We start from the raw sequence: 18,364 nt of genomic DNA on the forward strand, positions 1-18,364 counted from the left end.
AGTGTTACTGCACGCCGAGCGCGACGAAGCGCAGTTCGCCGTCGCCGTTCGAGACCAGCAGCAGCACCGACTTCTTGCCGTCCTTCTTGAGTTGATCGACGCGCTTCTTGATGTCGGCGGCGCTCGACACCGCCTCCTGCGCCACCTCGACGATGACATCGCCCGCCGACAGCCGCTTCTCGGCGGCATCGGAATTGCCGTCGACGCCGGTGACGACGACGCCCTTCACGCTGTCCTTGATCTTGTACTTGGTGCGCAGGTCCTTGCTCAGCGCGGCGAGGTCGAGACCGAGCGCCTTCTGGGTCACCGGCTTCTCGGCGGTGTCGTCCTTCGACTTGGCGTTGACCTGCTGAACCTTCTCATTGTCCTCGAGCCGGCCGAGCGTGACCTTGCGGGTCTCCTCATTGCCCTTGCGGATGACGACGACGTCGACTTCCTTGCCGACCGCCGTGTCGGCAACGATGCGCGACAGATCCTTCGGATCCTTGACGTCCTTGCCGTCGAACTTGACGACGACGTCGCCGGGTTCGATGCCCGCCGGCTTGGCCGGCCCCTTGTCGTCGACGCCGGCAACCAGCGCGCCGCGCGCCGGCTTGATGTTGAGGCTGTCGGCGATCTCGTCGGTGACCTGCTGGATGCGCACGCCGAGCCAGCCGCGGCGCAGCTCGCCGAATTTCTGCAGCTGGTCGACCACGCCGGCCACGGTCTTCGACGGCACGGCGAAGCCGAGGCCGATCGAACCGCCGGTCGGCGAGATGATCAGCGTGTTGACGCCGATCACCTCGCCATCCAGGTTGAACAGCGGACCGCCGGAATTGCCGCGGTTGATGGCGGCGTCGGTCTGGATGTAGCTGTCATACGGGCCCTGGCTGATGTCACGGTTCTTGGCCGAGACGATGCCCGCGGTCACCGTACCGCCGAGGCTGAACGGGTTGCCGATCGCGACCACCCAGTCGCCGAGCCGGATCTTGTCGCTGTCGCCGAACTTGACCGCGGTAAGCGGCTTCGGCGGCTTGAATTTCAGGACCGCGAGGTCGGTCTTCTTGTCGACGCCGACCAGCTCGGCCTTGATCTTGGTGCCGTCGTTGAGAATGACGTTGATCTCGTCGGCGTCGGCGATGACGTGGTTGTTGGTGACGACGATGCCCGCGGTGTCGACGATGAAGCCCGAGCCGAGCGAGTTGGTCTTGCGCGGCTGGAACTCACCGCTCTTGTCGCCGCCCTTGCCGGGCGGTCCGCGGCGGTTCTTGAAGAAGTCGTCGAAGAATTCCTCGAACGGCGAGCCCGGCGGCAGTTGCGGCATCGTCCGGTCCTTGGCCTCGACGGTCTGCGACGTCGAGATGTTGACGACGGCGTCGATCACCTTCTCGGCGATGTCGGCGATGCCTTCAGGACCGCGTGCGAACGCCGGCACGGAGCTCAGCATGCTCGCAGCACCGATCGAGATCGCGGCTCCCATCATGCGGAGGCGACGGCTCAGGGCTGGTCTGGCAGCGGTCATGTCGGAGTTTCTCCAGGCAAACGGGTTCAAATGAGCTAGTTACAGAGTGCGCCCGAACAGGCATACGGCGCAAGCATCTCACCCGGGCATTTCGGCGAAATACCGGCGGCGAGAGGCTCACGATATGTTCAGTCTTGCCTGTCATTCCGGGGCAGCCCGACAGGGCTGAACCCCGGGGACGCAATTGCGCACCTTGGGGAATCTCGAGGTTCCCCGATGCGCAATCGCGCATTGGCGGTCATGCTTCGCATGCTCCGGAGCGGCGACTATCTTCGCACCACCCAGATCAGGACAAGCCCGGCGACCGCCGAGCCGATACCGACGATGCGCAGGATGTTGTCGGGTGTCGCCAGCGCGCTCTTCATCGCCCGGCGCATCCAGGCGGGGCTTGCCGCGAACAGAATGCCTTCGAGCACGAACAGGATTCCCAACCCGATGAGGAAGTCGCCGAACGCTATGGACTTCATCGGATGGCAGCCTCCCGCTCGATGCTTGTTGTTTTTGGTCGGCGGCGAAGCGTCATCCGCATCGCCGCCAAGTCCTGAAGTTCAAGTCGTGACGTTACTGTTTCGGCGCGGCGGCCGCCTCAGGCAACTTGCCGCTTGCACCGCCGAAGTATCTGAAGAATTCCGAGTCCGGCCGCAACAGGAAACGCGTGTCGCTGGAACGCAGGCCGTTCTCATAGGCCGTCATCGAGCGATAGAACGCGAAGAAGTCCTTGTCCTTGCCATAGGCTTCGGCGAACAGGCGGTTGCGCTCGGCGTCACCCGCACCGCGAGTCTGATCCGCGGCCGAGTTCGCCTCGGCGACGATCACGGTCGCTTCGCGGTCGGCCTTCGAGCGGATTTCCTGCGCCTTCTGGTCGCCCTGGGCACGGAACTCGGCCGCCTCGCGCTCACGTTCGGTCTTCATGCGGTTGTAGACGGCCTGGCTGTTCTGCTCCGGCAGGTCGGCACGGCGGATGCGGACGTCGACAACCTCGATGCCGTATCCGTCCGCTTCCCTATCGAGCTGCTCGCGGATCCGCTGCATCAGCTTCTCGCGATCGTCACGCACCACGGTGATGAAGTTGACCTCGCCGAGCACGCGGCGCAGCGCTGCGTTCAGCAGCGTGGTCAGCTGCAGATTGGCGGCCTGGATCGAGCCGACGCTGGTGTAGTAGCGCAATGCATTCTTGATGCGATAGCGCGCGAAGGCGTCCACCACGAGCCGCTTCTGGTCGGAGGCGATCACCTCCTGCGACGGGTTTTCCAGATCGAGGATGCGCTTGTCGACGTTGATCACAGAATTCCACGGCGCCTTGAAGTGCAGGCCGGGCTCGGTGACGATGTCGACCGGCTCGCCGAACCGCAGGACGATGGTCTGCTCGGTCTGCTGCACGGCGAACACCGAGCTGTAGCCGACGGCGAGCACAATGAAGAGGATGATCAGGGACACAATGCCGGTGACGGGAGACCTCATCGGGTGGCTCCCTGCTGCTGGCCGGTCGTGGCCGGTGCCGCCGGACGCCGCGGCGTCAGTTCGCCGAGCGGAAGGTAGGGCACGATGTTCTGGCCCGGGCCGCCGTCGTAAACCAGCTTCTCGGAGCCGCCGAGCACTTTTTCCATGGTCTCCAGATAGATGCGCTCGCGCGTCACGTCGGGTGCCTTCTTGTACTCTTCATAGACTTTCAGGAAGCGTGCGCTCTGGCCCTTGGCGTCGGCGACCGCCTGCTCCTTGTAGCCTTCGGCGGCTTGGAGGATCTGCGCGGAACGACCGCGCGCTTCCGGTACGATCCGGTTGGCGTAGGTCTGTGCCTCGTTCTGCTTGCGCTCGAGGTCGGCGCGCGCCGCCTGCACGTCGCGGAATGCGTCGATCACCTGCGCCGGCGGATCGACCTTCTGCATCTGCACCTGCGTGATCTGGATGCCCGCGTTGTAGGTATCGAGCGTCCTCTGCATCAGCTCCTGGACGCTCTGCTCGGTGACGTTGCGCGCCCCGGTCAGGATCGGCTGGATCTGCGAGCGGCCGATCACCTCACGCATCGCGCTTTCGGCAACCGCCTTCACGGTGCCTTCGGGATTCTGGATGTTGAACAGATAGGCGCCGGCTCCACCCGGCTTGATGCGCCACAGCACCGTGAAGTCGACGTCGACGATGTTCTCGTCGCCGGTCAGCATCAGGCTCTCTTCCGGCACGTCGCGCATGGTGCGGCCGCGGCGAGCGGGATCGTCGATCAGCGTCATGCCGATCGAGATCGTGTTGACGCGCAGCGCTTTCGGCAGCAGCACTGTCTCAATCGGATATGGCAGGTGGTAGCGCAGGCCCGGCTGCGCATCGCGGACATACTTGCCGAAGCGCAGCACGACGCCGAGCTCTTCGGACTGCACGCGGAAGATGCCGGTCGCGAACCAGATCGCCAGCGCGGCGACCAGCACCAGCGCGACGCCCATGCCGCTGAAATGTCCGCCGGGCAGCCACTGCTGCAGGCGGTCCTGGCCGCGCCGCAGCAGATCCTCAAGATCCGGCGGCCTTGGCCCGGCTGACTGCGGACCGGTGCCCCATGGCCCTTTCGGACCCGAGCCCCAGGGCCCCCCGCCTTGATTTTTCCACGGCATCAAACATCTCCTCGGCAAGTCCGGACGGGACGCCCGGCCTCGAATGTCCGGCCCGGTTATAGGGGACCGCTAGGGCCCTTACAACGCAAGCTTCCTGGCCGGACGAGCTATGCGCCGGGGCATAATTGTCAATGCAAACATTGGTTAACCCGGGCCGCGCCGACGATATGTCACATAGGAGAAGTCGGCACTGTCGTCCGGGCCTGCCGGATTTCGCACGCGCGCCACCTCGTCCCACAGCTGCGCATCGATTTTGTCGAACCGCGTGTCGCCGTCCGGCCGGGCATGGACCTCGGTGATCTCAAGGCGATCGGCGGTGCCCATCCATTGCGCGTAGATTTCCGCGCCACCGATGACGGCAATCTCAGTGGCGAAACGCCGCAGCGCGTCACCAAGCGCAATGGCGCGGGCGTTGTCAAACGACGTCGTGACGATGGCGCCGCGCGCGCGGTAGTTGGGATCGCGCGTTACCACGATGTTGGTGCGGCCCGGCAGCGGCCTGCGCAGGGACTCAAAGGTCTTGCGCCCCATCACGACGGGCTTGTTCAGCGTGATCGCCTTGAAACGCTGCTGGTCGGATTTCAGCCGCCACGGAATGGCGTTGTCGCTCCCGATCACGCCGTTCTCGGCGACCGCTACGACAAGCACGATCTCCATCAGCGGGCCCCTTCCGCGAGCGTCGACAGCGCCTCGCCGGAGACGCGGCAAATCGTCCATTCGTCCATCATCTCGGCGCCGAGCGACTTGTAGAATGCAATCGACGGCGCGTTCCAGTCGAGCACCGCCCATTGCAGGCGCGACCAGCCATTGGCGAGGCATTGCTTCGCCAGATGCACGAGCAGCGCCTTGCCGATGCCCTTGCCGCGCAGCGCCGGACGCACGAAGAGGTCTTCGAGATAGATGCCGTGACGGCCGGCGAAGGTCGAGAAGTTGACGAACCAGACCGCGAAGCCGGCAGGCTCGCTGTTCCATTCCGCGATGTCGCAATATAGCCGCGGATTGGCGCCGAACAGCGCGTCAGCGATGTCGGCCTCGCTGGCGTGAACCTCATGCAGAAGCTTTTCGTATTCGGCGAGTTCGCGGATCAGCGAGAACACCAGTCCGGCCTCATCGGGCCGCGCGCGGCGGATCGTCAGCGACATTCAATCCCTCGGACCGCAACTCATACCGCGACCTCGGCCTTGATGTGCGGATGCGGGTCGTAACCTTCGAGTTTGAAGTCTTCGTAGCGGAACGCGAAGATATCCTTCACGTCCGGATTGATCGCCATCGTCGGCAACGGCCGCGTCGGCCGCGTCAACTGCAGGCGCGCCTGCTCGAGATGGTTGGAGTAGAGGTGCGCGTCGCCGAGCGAGTGCACGAAATCGCCGGGCTTCAGCCCGGTCACCTGCGCGACCATCATGGTGAGCAGCGCATAGGAGGCGATATTGAAGGGTACGCCGAGGAAGACGTCGCCCGAGCGCTGATAGAGCTGACAGGACAATTTGCCGTTCGCGACATAGAACTGGAACAGGCAATGGCACGGCGGCAGCGCCATCTTGTCGACCTCGGCCGGATTCCAGGCGCTGACGATCAGCCGTCGCGAATCCGGATTGCGCTTGATCATCTCGACCACGCCAGCGATCTGGTCGATGCTACGGCCATCCGGCGCGGGCCACGACCGCCATTGCGAGCCGTACACCGGACCGAGGTCGCCGTTGGCGTCGGCCCATTCGTCCCAGATCGTGACGCCGTTGTCGTTGAGATATTTGATGTTGGTGTCGCCGGCGAGGAACCAGAGCAGCTCGTGCACGATCGCCTTCAGCGGCAGCCGCTTGGTGGTCAGCATCGGGAAGCCGGCCGCGAGGTTGAAGCGCATCTGATGACCGAAGATCGACAGCGTCCCGGTGCCGGTGCGGTCGTGCTTCTCGGCACCGTCGGCGAGGATGCGTTCGAGCAGGTCGTGATACTGGTTCATGGCGTCTGTTTCGGGCTTTCGAGAGAACGACCAATGTAGCGGCCAAGGCCGCCGGTCGGCACGCTGATTCGGCTGAACGTACCGATTATACCCTGAAAAGTGAGCACTCCGCGCCAAACGACAAGGGGCGGAACTCGCGTCCCGCCCCTGCCCTATTTGCCTGATTGTACTGGATTAAGTTGCCGGCTTGAGCACCGGCGTCCACTTCGCGATCTCGTTCTTGACGAGCGTCGCGAGCGCCTCCGGCGTACGGTTGGCGGGCGCCGGGATCACGCTGCCGAGGTCGAGCAGGCGCTTGCGGACGTTCTCATCGTCAAGCGCCTTGATGGCCGCGGCATTCAACGTGGCGATGATGGCGGGCGAAGTTCCCTTCGGCGCGAAAATCGCATTCCAGGCCTGGGCCTGGAACGCCGGCAAGCCGGCTTCCGTCGTGGTCGGCACATTGGGCAGCGACGGGTTGCGCTCGGGGGTGGCGACCGCATAGGCCTTGATGGTGCCGGCGTTGATCTGCGGCACCGCGTTGACGATCTGGTCGCACATGTAATCGACCTGGCCGGCGACCAGCGCATTCATGGCCGGGCCGGTGCCGTTGAAGGGCACGCCGACCGGTTTGACGCCGAGGATCGAGTTCAGGAGCTCGCAGGAGGCGTGCGAGACCGAGCCGATGCCGGCATGCGCGGCGTTGACCTTCTCGGCATTGGCCTTCACGTAGGCGACGAATTCCTTGAGATCCTTCGGCGGGAAGTCCTTGCGGGCAAGGATCAGGATCGGCGTGCCGGCGAGCAGCGCGACGGGCTCGAAATCCTTTTCCGGGTGATAGGCAAGCTTCGGATAGAGCGGCACCGAGGCGGCGTGCGTGCCCATATGCCCTGTAATCAACGTATAGCCGTCATTGGCGGCGCGTGCGGCGCGCGTCGTCGCGGTGGTGCCGCCGGCGCCGACCACGTTCTCGATCACGATGCTCTGTCCCAGCGTCTGCGCCATGTGCGCGGTCACGATGCGCGAGATGACATCGGTCGGGCCGCCGGCTGCGAACGGCACGATCATGGTGATGGTGCGGGTCGGATAGTTTTGCGCGGACGCCGGCACGGCGAAAGCGCCGAGCGCTACAAATGCCGAAAGGCATGCGCCCGCAAGCGAGCGAATGGACATCATCTCAATTCCTCCCGGAACGTTTGACCAATAAAAATGCCGGCCAAATCGGCCGGCATTTTCATTTCACGGGACGACATCGAGTGTCGATTCGACTTCCGCCTGCGGCGCGCCGACGCAGGGTCGACGGCTCGCTCAGCCCTCGGATTCCACGAACACTTCGTCGCGCTTGGCACGCAACGTCGGCAGCACGGCGAGCACCAGGAGACCGGCCGCGATCGCCAGCAGCACCGCCGACAGCGGCCGCGAGACGAACACGCTCCAGTCGCCGCGCGAGATCAACAGCGCGCGACGCAGGTTCTCCTCCATCAGCGGGCCCAGCACCATGCCGAGCAGCAGCGGTGCCGGCTCGAAATCGTGCTTGATCAGCCAATAGCCGACCAGGCCGAACACGCCGGCGAGCACGACGTCGACCGGCGCGTTGTTCACCGAGTAGATGCCGATCGCGCAGAACACCACGATCGAGGGGAACATCAGGCGGTACGGCACGCGCAGCAGACGGACCCAGATGCCCACCAACGGCAGGTTGATGATGATCAGCATCAGATTGCCGATCCACATCGAGGCGATCATGCCCCAGACCAGATCGGGCTGCTTCTGCATCACCTGCGGACCCGGCACGATGCCGTGAATGGTCATCGCGCCGACCATCAGCGCCATCACCGCGTTCGGCGGGATGCCGAGCGTGAGCAGCGGGATGAACGAGGTCTGCGCCGCGGCGTTGTTGGCGCTTTCCGGCGCCGCCACGCCCTCGATCGCGCCGCGGCCGAACCGCTTCGGATCCTTCGCCAGCTTCTTCTCCAGCGTATAGGCCGCGAACGAGGCGATCACGGCGCCGCCGCCCGGCAGGATGCCGAGGATCGAGCCAAGCACGGTGCCGCGCAGGATCGCCGGCGTTGAATCCGCGATGTCCTTCCTGGTCGGCATCAGGCCGGTGATCTTCTGCTGCACCAGGTTGCGGTTCATCTCGGCGCCGTGGTCGAGGTTGCGGATGATCTCCGCGAAGCCGAACACACCCATCGCCACGGTGGCAAAGCCGAGACCGTCGGCGAGTTCGGGGATGTTGAAGGCCATGCGCGAGGCGCCGGTCTCGATGTCGGAGCCGACCATCGACAGCAACAGGCCGAACACGATCATCGCGATCGCCTTCAGCACCGAGCCCTTGGCGAGCACCACCGCGAAGATCAGGCCGAGCACCATCAGCGAGAAATATTCAGCCGGACCGAACGCCAGCGCGAGCTTGGTCAGCGGCGCGCCGAGCACGGCGATCAGCACGGTCGCGACGCAGCCGGCGAAGAACGAGCCGATCGCGGCGATCGCCAGAGCCGGACCGGCGCGGCCCTGCTTGGCCATCTGGTGGCCGTCGAGCGCGGTGACGACGGAGGTCGCCTCGCCCGGAATATTGACCAGGATCGAGGTGGTCGAGCCGCCATATTGCGCGCCGTAATAGATGCCGGCGAGCATGATCAGCGCACCGACCGGCGGCAGGCCGAAGGTGATCGGCAGCAGCATGGCGACGGTGGCGATGGTGCCGATGCCCGGCAGCACGCCGACCAGCGTGCCGACCAGTGCGCCGATCAGGCACATCAGAAGGTTGATCGGCGAGAATGCGACCGCGAAACCGTGGGCGAGATTGGCAAACAGTTCCATCACGCCCTCACTGGATCAGGAAACGCGGGAACATCGGCATCGGAAGTCCCAGCACATAGGGGAAAAGCAGCGCGCAGCCGAGGGTCAGACAGGCGCCGACAATGATGGCCTCGACCAATTTCGTCTCCTGCGAGCCCATCGCCGCGATCATGAAGGCGGCAAAGGCGGAGACCACAAGCCCGAGTGGCCGGATCGCCAATGCGAAGAACACGATTGCGGCGGATACGAACAACGGGCCGCGCCAGGAATAGGCCGCGATATGCGGGCCATTCTGCAGAACTCCCATCAGCGCGACACCACCGCCGAGCAACAGCAGCAGCACTGCGAACATGCGCGGCGCGGTTCCGGCGCCGAACGAAAATCCGTGCATGCCCTGCAAATCGCTCGAGGCCCACAAGGCAAACAGCGCAACCGCCATCATGGCGAGCCCGCCGACAAAATCCTGCGGACCGCGCACCCATTTCGGCAAGATCGATTTGACCGGCGCCTCGCTCGGCGTATCGCTCATGACTTTGCTTCCCCCGTCAGGGCTGTCCCGCCCGTTTTGATTGAATGGCTTGGTTTGTGGTGCGTTGACCGAGAGCCTTGCTAGCGATTTTCGTCAGATAACGCCAGCGAAACCCAAGAGGCCTCCGGCCAGCAACATCCACAAAGGGTTGATCCGCGTCGCAAAAGCAAGCGCGGCCGCGACAATGGTGATCAGGACCGCGATCCAACTTTGGTCTGAGGTCTGCGCCACGATCAGGCCGGAGGCCGCCATCAGACCGATCGACAGCGGAACCAGTGCAGCCTGGATCATCGCCGGCCAGCGCGCCTCGCGCGAGCGATCGAGGAAACGGCTCACATAATAGGCAAGCAGCGCGGTCGGTCCGCACATCGCCACCGTCGCGGCCAACGCCCCGGCGACGCCTGCGACAGAATAGCCTATCAAGGTCACGATCAGCACGTTCGGCCCCGGCGAGAGCTGCGAGATCGCGAATACGTCGGCGAACTGCTTGTCGGTCAGCCAGTGATGCACGTCGACGGCGGCACGGTGCATTTCGGGAATCGCCGAATTGGCGCCGCCGACCGCAAACAGCGACATCAGGCCGAAGGTCCAGACCAGCGCCGCGATCGGGTTGGACTCCGAGCTCATGCCCGCACCATGCGGCGCGCCAGGACCGTCGTCGCAATGCTGAGCGGGATCGCCACCAGCAGCACGATCTGGAGCGGCCAGCGGATCAGTCCGATCGCGACGAAAACAGCAGCCAGAATGACGAGGCCCGTGACATCGCGCCGCTTCAGGAGCGGCATCATCATCTTGAAGACGACGGCGAACAGCAGCCCGACCGCGGCGCAGGCGACGCCGGCGAGCGTCCGGCGCAGCACGTCGATGTCGCCGTAACGGGCATAGAGCGCGGCAAGGATGGTCGCGATCACCATCGGCGGCCCGACCAGCCCGGCGAAGGCCGCGAGCCCGCCGGCTATGCCGCGAAAGCGCGAGCCGAATACGACCGACAGGTTGACGATGTTCGGACCTGGCAGGAAATGGCACAGCGCGAAGGTCTCGTTGAACTCCTCCGCGGTCATCCAGCGGTGCTGCTCGACGATCGCGCGGCGGGCCCAGACCAGAACCCCGCCAAAGCCGGCCAGCGACATCTTGGCAAAGGCCAGGAACAGCTCGAGCAGGCCGGGCTGGTGGGGCGGCGATGGTACGGGGGCATCCGGCGCCGGGGCGGCAACCGGCGGAGATTCCGGGGGCATGGACGAAACCTAGAACGGCGCCGGGACAGCGCCAAGACCCTGGCTAAGACCTTGGCCAGCCCCAAATCGGCCGGTTTTCACAGCCGAAAGGGCCTGAATCGGCTCTGTTTTTCTAAGACTTTGCCGCTATATTGGGGGTGCCGGTTCGCCGGCTATGGAAATAAATGACCGTCGCAATAAACCATTCGGACCCGGGGGCGGTACCCGGCGCCTCCACCAAAATCCATCCGTCGCGGTGGCTTTCGGCGGGGGCGAAATAGGATCGACGAGGGCGTAAAGGGCGTGTTTTTTCTCGGTATGGTTCCGCCGACATCGGGCCAATGCAATAGTTGCCAACGACAACTTTGCTCCGGTTGCTCAGGCTGCGTAACGCAGTTTGAAAGACCATCTTAAAGTCCTAGCGGGTTAAGCTCCGCTAGGCGGGGTTCGGAGGCACCTGGCAACAGAAGCCTCCACTTTATCCCTTGTTTCCCAATCGGGCGTCCGCGCATTTCAGCGGCCAGCCCTGCTGATTTCCGGCTCCCGGCGGGGTAGCATGGCAAAAGGGCGAGTCGGACGGTCCGGCGCCGCCCCGGCGGGCATTTTCGAAGCGACAGGATCACCATGGCGACCGATCACATCCGATATGACGTGCTGGCGCGCGATGCGCTGCGCGGGGTGCTGCGCCGGGTGTTGTCCGACGCCGCCGAACATGGCCTGCCAGGTGAGCACCATTTCTACATCACCTTCCTGTCGCACGGCGACGGCGTGAAGCTGTCGCCCCGGCTGCTCGCGCAGTATCCGGAGGAGATGACCATCATCCTGCAGCACCAGTTCTGGGATCTGGTGGTGACCGAGGATCGCTTCGAGGTCGGCCTGTCGTTCGGCGGGATTCCCGAGCGGCTGACCGTGCCGTTCGCCGCAGTGACGCGCTTCCTCGATCCGTCCGCGCCGTTCGATTTGCGCTTCGATGTCTCGGACGCACTGTCCGAAGAAGCCCCTCCCGCCACCGCACCGGCCTCTCCCCTGCCCGCCCCTGCGGCCCACGCAGCGGCCGAGACCGAGAGCGCCGAGACCGAGCAGGAGCCCGCGAAGCCCAGCGAAGGCGCCGAGGTCGTGCGGCTGGACCGCTTCCGCAAGAAATAATCTAAGCGCAGATCACGCCTCGACCTTGTAGGATGCTTGCCGGGATCGGGATGACAAATCGTCATCGCGGCCTACCTTCTGCATGAACGTGCCCTTCACGCGGACGCTGTCGCGTTGCCGCGCCGGGCCACGTTTTGATGACGCAACGGCAAGCATCCACGGAAAGCATGATGGCTCGATCGACGATCCCCTCCAAGGCAAAGACCCGCAGCGAGACCGACAGCTTCGGTCCGATCGACGTTCCCGCCGACCGCTATTGGGGCGCGCAGACCGAACGCTCGCGGCAGAATTTCAAGATCGGCCACGACCGCATGCCGATCGCGATCGTCCATGCACTCGGCATCGTGAAGCTTGCGGCCGCGGAGACCAATCGCGAGCTCGGCCAGCTCGATGCGCGCCGCACCGGCGCCATCATCCGCGCAGCCAAGGAAGTAATCGAAGGCAAGCTCGACGACAATTTCCCGCTGGTGGTCTGGCAGACCGGTTCGGGCACGCAGAGCAACATGAACGTGAACGAGGTGATCGCCAACCGCGCCAACCAGATGCTCGGCGGCGAGCTTGGCGCCAAGAAGCCGATCCATCCGAACGATCACGTCAACATGAGTCAGTCGTCGAACGACTCGTTTCCGACCGCGATGCATATCGCCGCAGCGAGCCGCATCGTCGCCGATCTGATTCCGGCACTCACCGAACTGCATCGCGCGTTGCGCAAGAAGGAGAAGACGTTTGCCAGGATCGTCAAGATCGGGCGCACCCATACCCAGGATGCGACGCCGCTGACGCTCGGCCAGGAATTCTCCGGCTACGCCGCGCAGGTCGAGAGCGGCATCGCGCGGCTGCGCGTCGCGGTGAAGGATCTGTTTCCGCTCGCGCAGGGCGGCACCGCCGTCGGCACCGGCCTCAACTCGAAGCCGCGATTTGCGAAAACCTTCGCGCGCCACGTCGCCAAGATCACCAAGCTGCCGTTCACCAGCGCGGCCAACAAGTTCGAGGCGCTGGCTTCCAACGACGCCTATGTGCTGGTGCACGGCGCGATCAACTCGGTGGCGACCGGCCTGTTCAAGATCGCCAACGATATCCGCTTGCTCGGCTCGGGCCCGCGCTCGGGCCTCGGCGAGTTGATCCTGCCCGAGAACGAGCCGGGCTCGTCGATCATGCCGGGCAAGGTCAATCCGACACAGTGCGAAGCCATGACCATGGTCTGCTGCCAGGTGTTCGGCAATCAGACCACGATCACCGTCGCCGGCAGCCAGGGCCATTTCGAGTTGAACGTGTACAAGCCTGTGTTGGCATACTGTATGATAAATTCCATTCAGTTGCTGTCTGACGTTGTCCGCTCATTTACCGAGCATTGCGTTGTCGGAATACGCGCCGACGAAAAGCGCATCAACGAACTGATGCAGCGCTCGCTGATGCTGGTCACCGCACTCGCGCCGAAGATCGGTTACGACAACGCAGCCAAGGTCGCCAAGTCGGCGCATGCGCGCGGAACGACGCTGAAGGAAGAGGCTTTGCGGCTCGGATTTGTTTCCGCGGATGAATTTGATCGCCTCGTGCAGCCGGACAAAATGACACACCCGGGCTAAAGCGAAGCTCGCATTGTCCGGATAATTACGGTCAGCGCGCGTGATATAATTATGGATCATAACGCCTAAAGACTAAGGCGCGTTACCTATGAGCTCTGCGCTGGCGCATGGTACAGACGTCTAGTTTTCGCAGAGCGAAACGGATTCTTTGATGCTATCAGAGCATCAAACGGGGATTCGGGATGGATATCGAGCCGGGCGCGTAGCGCAGTTGCTCTTGCTTTCGTCACGATGCATCACCAATTCCGCTCTGGGGACGATGAGGACGACGAGCATGGGCGACGTGGTCAACTTGAAACGATTCAAGAAGCGCGGTGAGCGCGAACAAGCAGCGAAGCAGGCCGAAGCCAATCGTGCGCTATTCGGTCGCACCAAATCCGAACGAGCGCGTGACGAATTCCTCGGCGAGCGCAACGCGCGTGTGCTCGATCAGCACCGCATCGAAAATGGAGACGCATCATGAAGTCTCCCGTCGTCAAGCGCTCGATCGTCGTCGCCGGACACAAGACCAGCGTCAGCCTCGAAGAAGCCTTCTGGAATGGCATGAAGGAGATTTCCGGTCTGCGGAACATGACGCTGTCGGAGTTGGTCGGCGAGATCGACAACAACCGTCAGCAGGGCAATTTGTCCTCCGCGATCCGGCTGTTCGTGCTCGACTACTTCCGCTCGCGCGCCACGCCGGCGGTGCCCACGGATGTCAGGCCGCAACAGGTTGACACGCGTCAGCAGGCCTGACGGCCTCTCCGACCGTCGCCACCAGTAGACGGTCGTTCCGCTGCGCGGGCTCAGCATGAAGGTCAATCGGATCGTCGCGAACGTTGCCGCACCGGACACAGCGGCAGCGAAGTCGTTTTATCGCGACGTGCTTGGCCTCGAGCCACTGATGGATTTCGGTTGGGTTGCGACTTATGGCTCATCCGAAACAATGCAGGCTCAAATCAGCTTCGCTTCCGAAGGTGGCTCCGGCACGCCGGTGCCTGATCTCTCCATTGAGGTTGACGATCTCGACGAGGCCCTGCGCCGAATGAAGGCAGCCTGCATCGCGATCGAATACGGACCGGCGGACGAGCCGTGGGGCGTGCGGCGCTTCTTCGTCCGCGATCCCTTCGGCAAGCTGATCAATATTCTCCAGCACCGATCATGAGCCAGCGCTTCGTTTGACGCACTGTCTTGACGCGAACCGGTGCCCACTTCGCTTGAAAGCGCGTTTAGTTCTGCATCGCCGGCCGCTGCGGTGGATTGGCGACCTGCGGCGTCAGCGACAGCGGGGGCCGCAGCGGCTTTGGCCTGGCCGCGCCGGGCGCCGGCTTGACCTCGATCGGCGGCGGCAGCGGCGCCAGCTGCGGCTGGCTCGCAAGCGATGCGGGCGGCGCAATGGCGGGCGCGGTGGCGGCCGGCGGGACAGTCGGCGGCCGCGGCGCAACGATCTTCGGCTTCGCCGGCACGCGGCGCGGGTCAGGACCAGGCCCCGGCAAGTTGGCGGAAGGCATGCCTGCCGAATTCGGGTTGGATGCATCCGGCGCCGGCTCGGCCGGATGCGGAAGCGCCGTTTGGGTCGGCGGCGGCGCCGGTTCGCCGCGCTCGATGGCGTCGAGCCGCTTGGTCTCCCGGTCGATCGCGCGCACCGCAAGCCACGACGACAGCGCCGCAATGTCGATGCTACGCGACAATCCGTCGGGCGTGCCCACGGCAAGCAACTGGATTTCCGGTCGGCTGTTGGCCGTGCCGACCTGCGTCGATGCCAGGGCGGCGCGGATGTCGGCCTGGTCGGCCGGAATGTCGTAGCCGCCGGATACGGTCGCATTGGCACCGTTCGCCGCGAGCGTGGTGGCGCCGACCCGGAGGCGGCCGTCGCGGATGTTGAAGGGGATTTGCGCCGAAGCAATCGACAGCGCGCCGCTCGCGAGCACCGGTTCGACGATCTGCCGCAGCCGCGTGTCGTCGGTCGCCTGCCCGGAATCGCTGGCGCGGATCGCAACCTCGAAGGCGCGCGGATCGAGGCCCGGAAGGCTCAGCCCCTCCAGCGTCACGGTGCCGCTGCCGGACAGCGCGCCGGTCAACGCCGAGGCACTGCGGCCCTGCGTCAACAGCGTCATCTGCATCGAGGCGCGTCCCTTGGGCATCGCGAGACTGCGGTAGCGCAAGGCTGAACTGTCGATGCCGGACAGCTGCACATTGGCGCTGAGCGCAAGTCCGTTGGCGCCCTGTCGCGCATCGATGGTGGCGGTCGCCTCGCCACCGCCGATCTTGCCCTTGATGCCGTCGAAGGTCAGCGATTGCCCGTCCGACCTGATGGTGCCGCTGACCGGCTGCAGCTCGGCGCCCCCCGGCAGCAGACCGTGCAGCGCTTCGAACGTGACCTTGCCGCGCCAGGCGCTTGTGAGGCCCTGGCCGAGCGGCTCCGTCGCATCGTGACCGGCCGCGCCGATCGCGGCCGCGAAAATCGGCGCCAGCGTGATCTGATCGAGACCGACTTCGCCGTCGACGCTTTTCTGATCGGCGAGCGTCAGCGCCAGATGACCGCGCAGCCGTGAACCGGCGACGATGCTGTCGAGATCGTCGAAGGTCAGCCTGTCGCCCGCGAGCGTCAGCTTCGACGACAGGCGGATGTTTGCGACCGGATCGGCTGGCTTCAGATTGAGCAGCGGACTGATGTCGGCGCTGCGGACGCGGAGGCTGATGCTCGATTTGCCCGCGTTGGCCCCGTCCTTGGTCCAAGGCTCCGCGGTCCCTTCGGCATCCGCGTCGAGCCCTTCGCCCCAGAGCCTTGCCTTCAGCCGCAACGGCGCGCCCCACGCGCCGATCGCCGTGCCCTCGAATTGCGTCGAACCGGCACCGGCTGCGACCGCATGGTCAAGCCCAAGCAGCGCCAGCAAAGCGTTGCCATCGCCTGCCGAGAATTTCGTCTCCGCTGCAACCTCGTGGCGGCGAAGTGCATCGAAGTCCAGCGCACGGATCGCGGCCACCTGTGGCGTCGCCGAAATCACCGTATTGCCCTTGAGCTGCGGCGTGTCGAGATCGAGCGTCGCGCGCGCGCTGACGCGGTCGGCAGCCTTGCCCTTGCCGAGGTCGAGCGCGAGCCTGGCGCGAACCGGGCCGGCATCCGCGCGGAGCACGCCAAGCCGCGCGGCCAGCGCCGGCGCGAACGGCTGAACCACAGCGGTCAGCCGGCCAAGCGACGCGGCGGTCGCGTCGACCGCGAGCTTGCCGGTCGAATTGGCGCGGTCGAAATTGCCGCTGCCGTCGAGCGTGACGTTGTCGGGCTGGCCGATCTTGACGCGCTCGAGCACGACATTCTTCGGGCTATAGGCGATTTTCGCCAGCAGCGGCCGCAATTCCTGCCCGGAAGAGACCGCGCGCCCGACGTCGAGCGACAGCTGCGCCTCGTCGGGCCATTCGCCTTGCGGACCGGCCAGCGAGCGGATCAATGCCGCGGTCGCGTCGAGATCGAGCCGATCCGCCTTCAACTGCGCCTCGACCTTCGAGCCGCTGGTTGCCTCGCGGTACGTAACCGCGACGCGGCCCTCGAGCGTGCCGCTTTCGATCTCCGCCTTCATCGCATCGATCGAAAAGCCCGATGGTGACACCATGACGTCGCCGCGCAAACGCAGCGGCCTCTGGCTGCGATAGGTGGCGTCGCCGCGCCCCTGCAGCCAGGTCATCAGCGCGTCGGGATCGGACGATTCGATGTTGAGCGCGGTCTTGAAGCTGTTCGCCGCTCCAGCTTGCGCGCTGGCACCGCTCATCGAGACCCGCGTGGATCCCGGCGCGCGAAATTCCAGCCGGCGCACCGTCCATGATTTCGCATCCGATCGCAGCTCCGCCGAGATGTCCTGCAATGGACGGCCGCCGAGCATGATCTGCTCGGATGCCAGCTCCACCTGCGCCGGTATCGGGCTTTGCGGAAGACCCGACAACACCGCGCGCATCGCCGGCAGCACGCGGACCGGCTCGACATTGCCATTGCTGCTATCCTTGGCGGCGAACTTGTCGCCGTCGAGCTGCCGCGCCGTAAGCGAGGCGCGCAGCAGCGGCGACGCACCGAAACGCAGATCGCCATTGCCGGCGAGCTTCAGCGCACGATCCTCGGCGCCATAGCTCACGTCGATCTGGTCGAGCCGCGCCGCCGAATAATCCGATTTCACCTTGGCCGCGATCCGCCATGGCGGCGCATCGCCGCCGCGCTGACCGGGCGCACCCGCCAGCGTCAGCGTGCCCTCGAACCGCGGCGCGCGGGCCTCGAATGTCAGGATGCCGTCGAGATCGGCCGACACCGGCCGCTGCCCGGGATCGATGCTGAAGTGCAGGCGAGTGCCGCTGCCATCGGCGCTCTGCCCCGAGGAGACCCGAAACGGGTAGCGGTTGCCGTCGAACATGAAATTGCCGTCACCCCGGATCGCGCCGGCAAGCGAGCGAACGTCGCCACTGAAGGCAATGTCGTTGAGCTCGAGCGTGCTGCGGCTCGCTGCATCATGCAGCGCGATGCGGCCGGTCAGGTTGAGCCGGTCGATCGCCAGCGAAGCGAGGTTGAAGCTCCCGCTCGACGGCGACCAGTCGATCCGCCCTTTCGGGTCCAGCCCGAGATCGAGCGACACGCCGTTGATGGTGAGCTCGTTCGCGCGCCACTCGCCCCGCATCAGCGAGCTCAGGCTGAGTTCGACGTCGAGATTGGCAGCCCGAATCTTGCGGAGGTCGTTGGCGCCGCCGACGGTGACCGTCTTCAACCGCAGCGAGGGTGCCGGCAGCAGACGCGCGTCGAGATTGCCGGCGACGCGAATCGGCACGCCGATGATCTTGGACGCCTCCGCCTCGAACTGCGGCCGGAACTGGTTCCAGTCAACGAAATATGGACCGACCAGCGCCGCGACCAGTGCAAGAATGAAGGCAATTGCCAGGCCGAGCAGCGTCGTCTGCACGGTGTCTCCCTTTGAGCCAGCTCCGGGGCAGCCTCCTCATGCTGAACCCTTTGCCAACCTCTGGCCGGAGCAACCCAAATATAGAGACAAGTACGGCGAAGTCACAGCCGGTTTACTGCTGGGACTCTGGACAGATG

At 64.9% G+C, this 18,364-nt stretch carries 18 protein-coding genes and 1 other RNA gene; 6 read left to right on the forward strand and 13 right to left on the reverse strand.

Annotation, left to right across the window (positions count from 1 at the left end):
• Positions 1–4: 4 nt before the first annotated feature.
• The 12 genes from ACVMIH_RS16510 to ACVMIH_RS16565 form a co-directional block, all read right to left on the reverse strand.
• Positions 5–1,501: a Do family serine endopeptidase gene (locus ACVMIH_RS16510; protein ID WP_253589639.1), complete on the reverse strand. Its 1,497-nt coding sequence runs from the start codon at positions 1,499–1,501 to the stop codon at positions 5–7.
• Positions 1,502–1,767: 266 nt separating this feature from the next.
• Positions 1,768–1,968 carry a DUF2065 domain-containing protein gene (locus tag ACVMIH_RS16515; protein WP_028332483.1) on the reverse strand — a complete coding sequence of 67 codons (201 nt, stop codon included), beginning with the start codon at positions 1,966–1,968 and terminating at the stop codon, positions 1,768–1,770.
• A 94-nt stretch (positions 1,969–2,062) separates the two neighbouring features.
• Positions 2,063–2,962, reverse strand: a complete 900-nt coding sequence (gene hflC / locus ACVMIH_RS16520; protein WP_168857169.1) for a protease modulator HflC — start codon at positions 2,960–2,962, stop codon at positions 2,063–2,065.
• Entirely contained in the window at positions 2,959–4,098 is a 1,140-nt protein-coding gene (hflK, locus tag ACVMIH_RS16525; RefSeq protein WP_028342342.1) for an FtsH protease activity modulator HflK, read from the reverse strand. Before hflK ends, hflC begins: the two co-directional genes overlap by 4 nt.
• Positions 4,099–4,242: 144 nt before the next feature.
• Positions 4,243–4,755 (reverse strand): dihydrofolate reductase, encoded by a 513-nt coding sequence (locus ACVMIH_RS16530; RefSeq protein ID WP_229192449.1) that lies wholly within the window; start codon positions 4,753–4,755, stop codon positions 4,243–4,245.
• Positions 4,755–5,240: an N-acetyltransferase family protein gene (locus ACVMIH_RS16535; protein WP_456862512.1), complete on the reverse strand. Its 486-nt coding sequence runs from the start codon at positions 5,238–5,240 to the stop codon at positions 4,755–4,757. Before ACVMIH_RS16535 ends, ACVMIH_RS16530 begins: the two co-directional genes overlap by 1 nt.
• A 20-nt stretch (positions 5,241–5,260) precedes the next feature.
• The gene (locus tag ACVMIH_RS16540; RefSeq protein ID WP_028332488.1) at positions 5,261–6,055 is read right to left on the reverse strand and encodes a thymidylate synthase; all 795 of its coding nucleotides are present in this window, start codon (positions 6,053–6,055) and stop codon (positions 5,261–5,263) included.
• Positions 6,056–6,229: 174 nt separating this feature from the next.
• Positions 6,230–7,210 carry a tripartite tricarboxylate transporter substrate binding protein BugD gene (locus ACVMIH_RS16545; protein ID WP_057015039.1) on the reverse strand — a complete coding sequence of 327 codons (981 nt, stop codon included), beginning with the start codon at positions 7,208–7,210 and terminating at the stop codon, positions 6,230–6,232.
• A gap of 132 nt (positions 7,211–7,342) precedes the next feature.
• A complete protein-coding gene (locus tag ACVMIH_RS16550; RefSeq protein WP_018272999.1) occupies positions 7,343–8,857 on the reverse strand; it encodes a tripartite tricarboxylate transporter permease in 1,515 nt (504 codons plus the stop codon).
• A 7-nt stretch (positions 8,858–8,864) separates the two neighbouring features.
• The gene (locus ACVMIH_RS16555; protein ID WP_057015038.1) at positions 8,865–9,365 is read right to left on the reverse strand and encodes a tripartite tricarboxylate transporter TctB family protein; all 501 of its coding nucleotides are present in this window, start codon (positions 9,363–9,365) and stop codon (positions 8,865–8,867) included.
• 93 nt (positions 9,366–9,458) lie between these two features.
• Positions 9,459–9,992 (reverse strand): chromate transporter, encoded by a 534-nt coding sequence (locus ACVMIH_RS16560; RefSeq protein ID WP_076824254.1) that lies wholly within the window; start codon positions 9,990–9,992, stop codon positions 9,459–9,461.
• Positions 9,989–10,600, reverse strand: coding sequence for a chromate transporter (locus ACVMIH_RS16565; protein WP_310880652.1), 612 nt, complete (start codon positions 10,598–10,600; stop codon positions 9,989–9,991). The genes ACVMIH_RS16560 and ACVMIH_RS16565 overlap by 4 nt, the downstream gene beginning before the upstream one ends.
• Before the next feature lie 101 nt (positions 10,601–10,701).
• Between ACVMIH_RS16565 and ssrA the strand changes: the two genes are divergently transcribed.
• The 6 genes from ssrA to ACVMIH_RS16595 all read left to right on the forward strand — a co-directional run bounded on the left by ssrA (position 10,702) and on the right by ACVMIH_RS16595 (position 14,455).
• Positions 10,702–11,057, forward strand: a transfer-messenger RNA (tmRNA) gene (ssrA, locus tag ACVMIH_RS16570).
• 146 nt (positions 11,058–11,203) lie between these two features.
• On the forward strand, positions 11,204–11,725 hold the full coding sequence (locus ACVMIH_RS16575; protein ID WP_057015035.1) for an SspB family protein: 522 nt from the start codon (positions 11,204–11,206) through the stop codon (positions 11,723–11,725).
• A gap of 167 nt (positions 11,726–11,892) precedes the next feature.
• Positions 11,893–13,311 (forward strand): class II fumarate hydratase, encoded by a 1,419-nt coding sequence (fumC, locus tag ACVMIH_RS16580; RefSeq protein ID WP_456782061.1) that lies wholly within the window; start codon positions 11,893–11,895, stop codon positions 13,309–13,311.
• 274 nt (positions 13,312–13,585) lie between these two features.
• Complete coding sequence (locus ACVMIH_RS16585; protein ID WP_016841076.1) at positions 13,586–13,774, forward strand: DUF4169 family protein; 189 nt, start codon at positions 13,586–13,588, stop codon at positions 13,772–13,774.
• A complete protein-coding gene (locus ACVMIH_RS16590) occupies positions 13,771–14,046 on the forward strand; it encodes a ribbon-helix-helix domain-containing protein (protein ID WP_024580116.1) in 276 nt (91 codons plus the stop codon). The genes ACVMIH_RS16585 and ACVMIH_RS16590 overlap by 4 nt, the downstream gene beginning before the upstream one ends.
• Before the next feature lie 55 nt (positions 14,047–14,101).
• The gene (locus ACVMIH_RS16595) at positions 14,102–14,455 is read left to right on the forward strand and encodes a VOC family protein (protein WP_076824248.1); all 354 of its coding nucleotides are present in this window, start codon (positions 14,102–14,104) and stop codon (positions 14,453–14,455) included.
• A 64-nt stretch (positions 14,456–14,519) separates the two neighbouring features.
• Here ACVMIH_RS16595 and ACVMIH_RS16600 read toward each other — a convergent pair whose 3' ends face one another.
• Positions 14,520–18,227 carry an AsmA family protein gene (locus ACVMIH_RS16600; RefSeq protein WP_456862513.1) on the reverse strand — a complete coding sequence of 1,236 codons (3,708 nt, stop codon included), beginning with the start codon at positions 18,225–18,227 and terminating at the stop codon, positions 14,520–14,522.
• Positions 18,228–18,364: the final 137 nt, after the last annotated feature.

The organism is Bradyrhizobium sp. USDA 4503 (genome assembly GCF_054055815.1).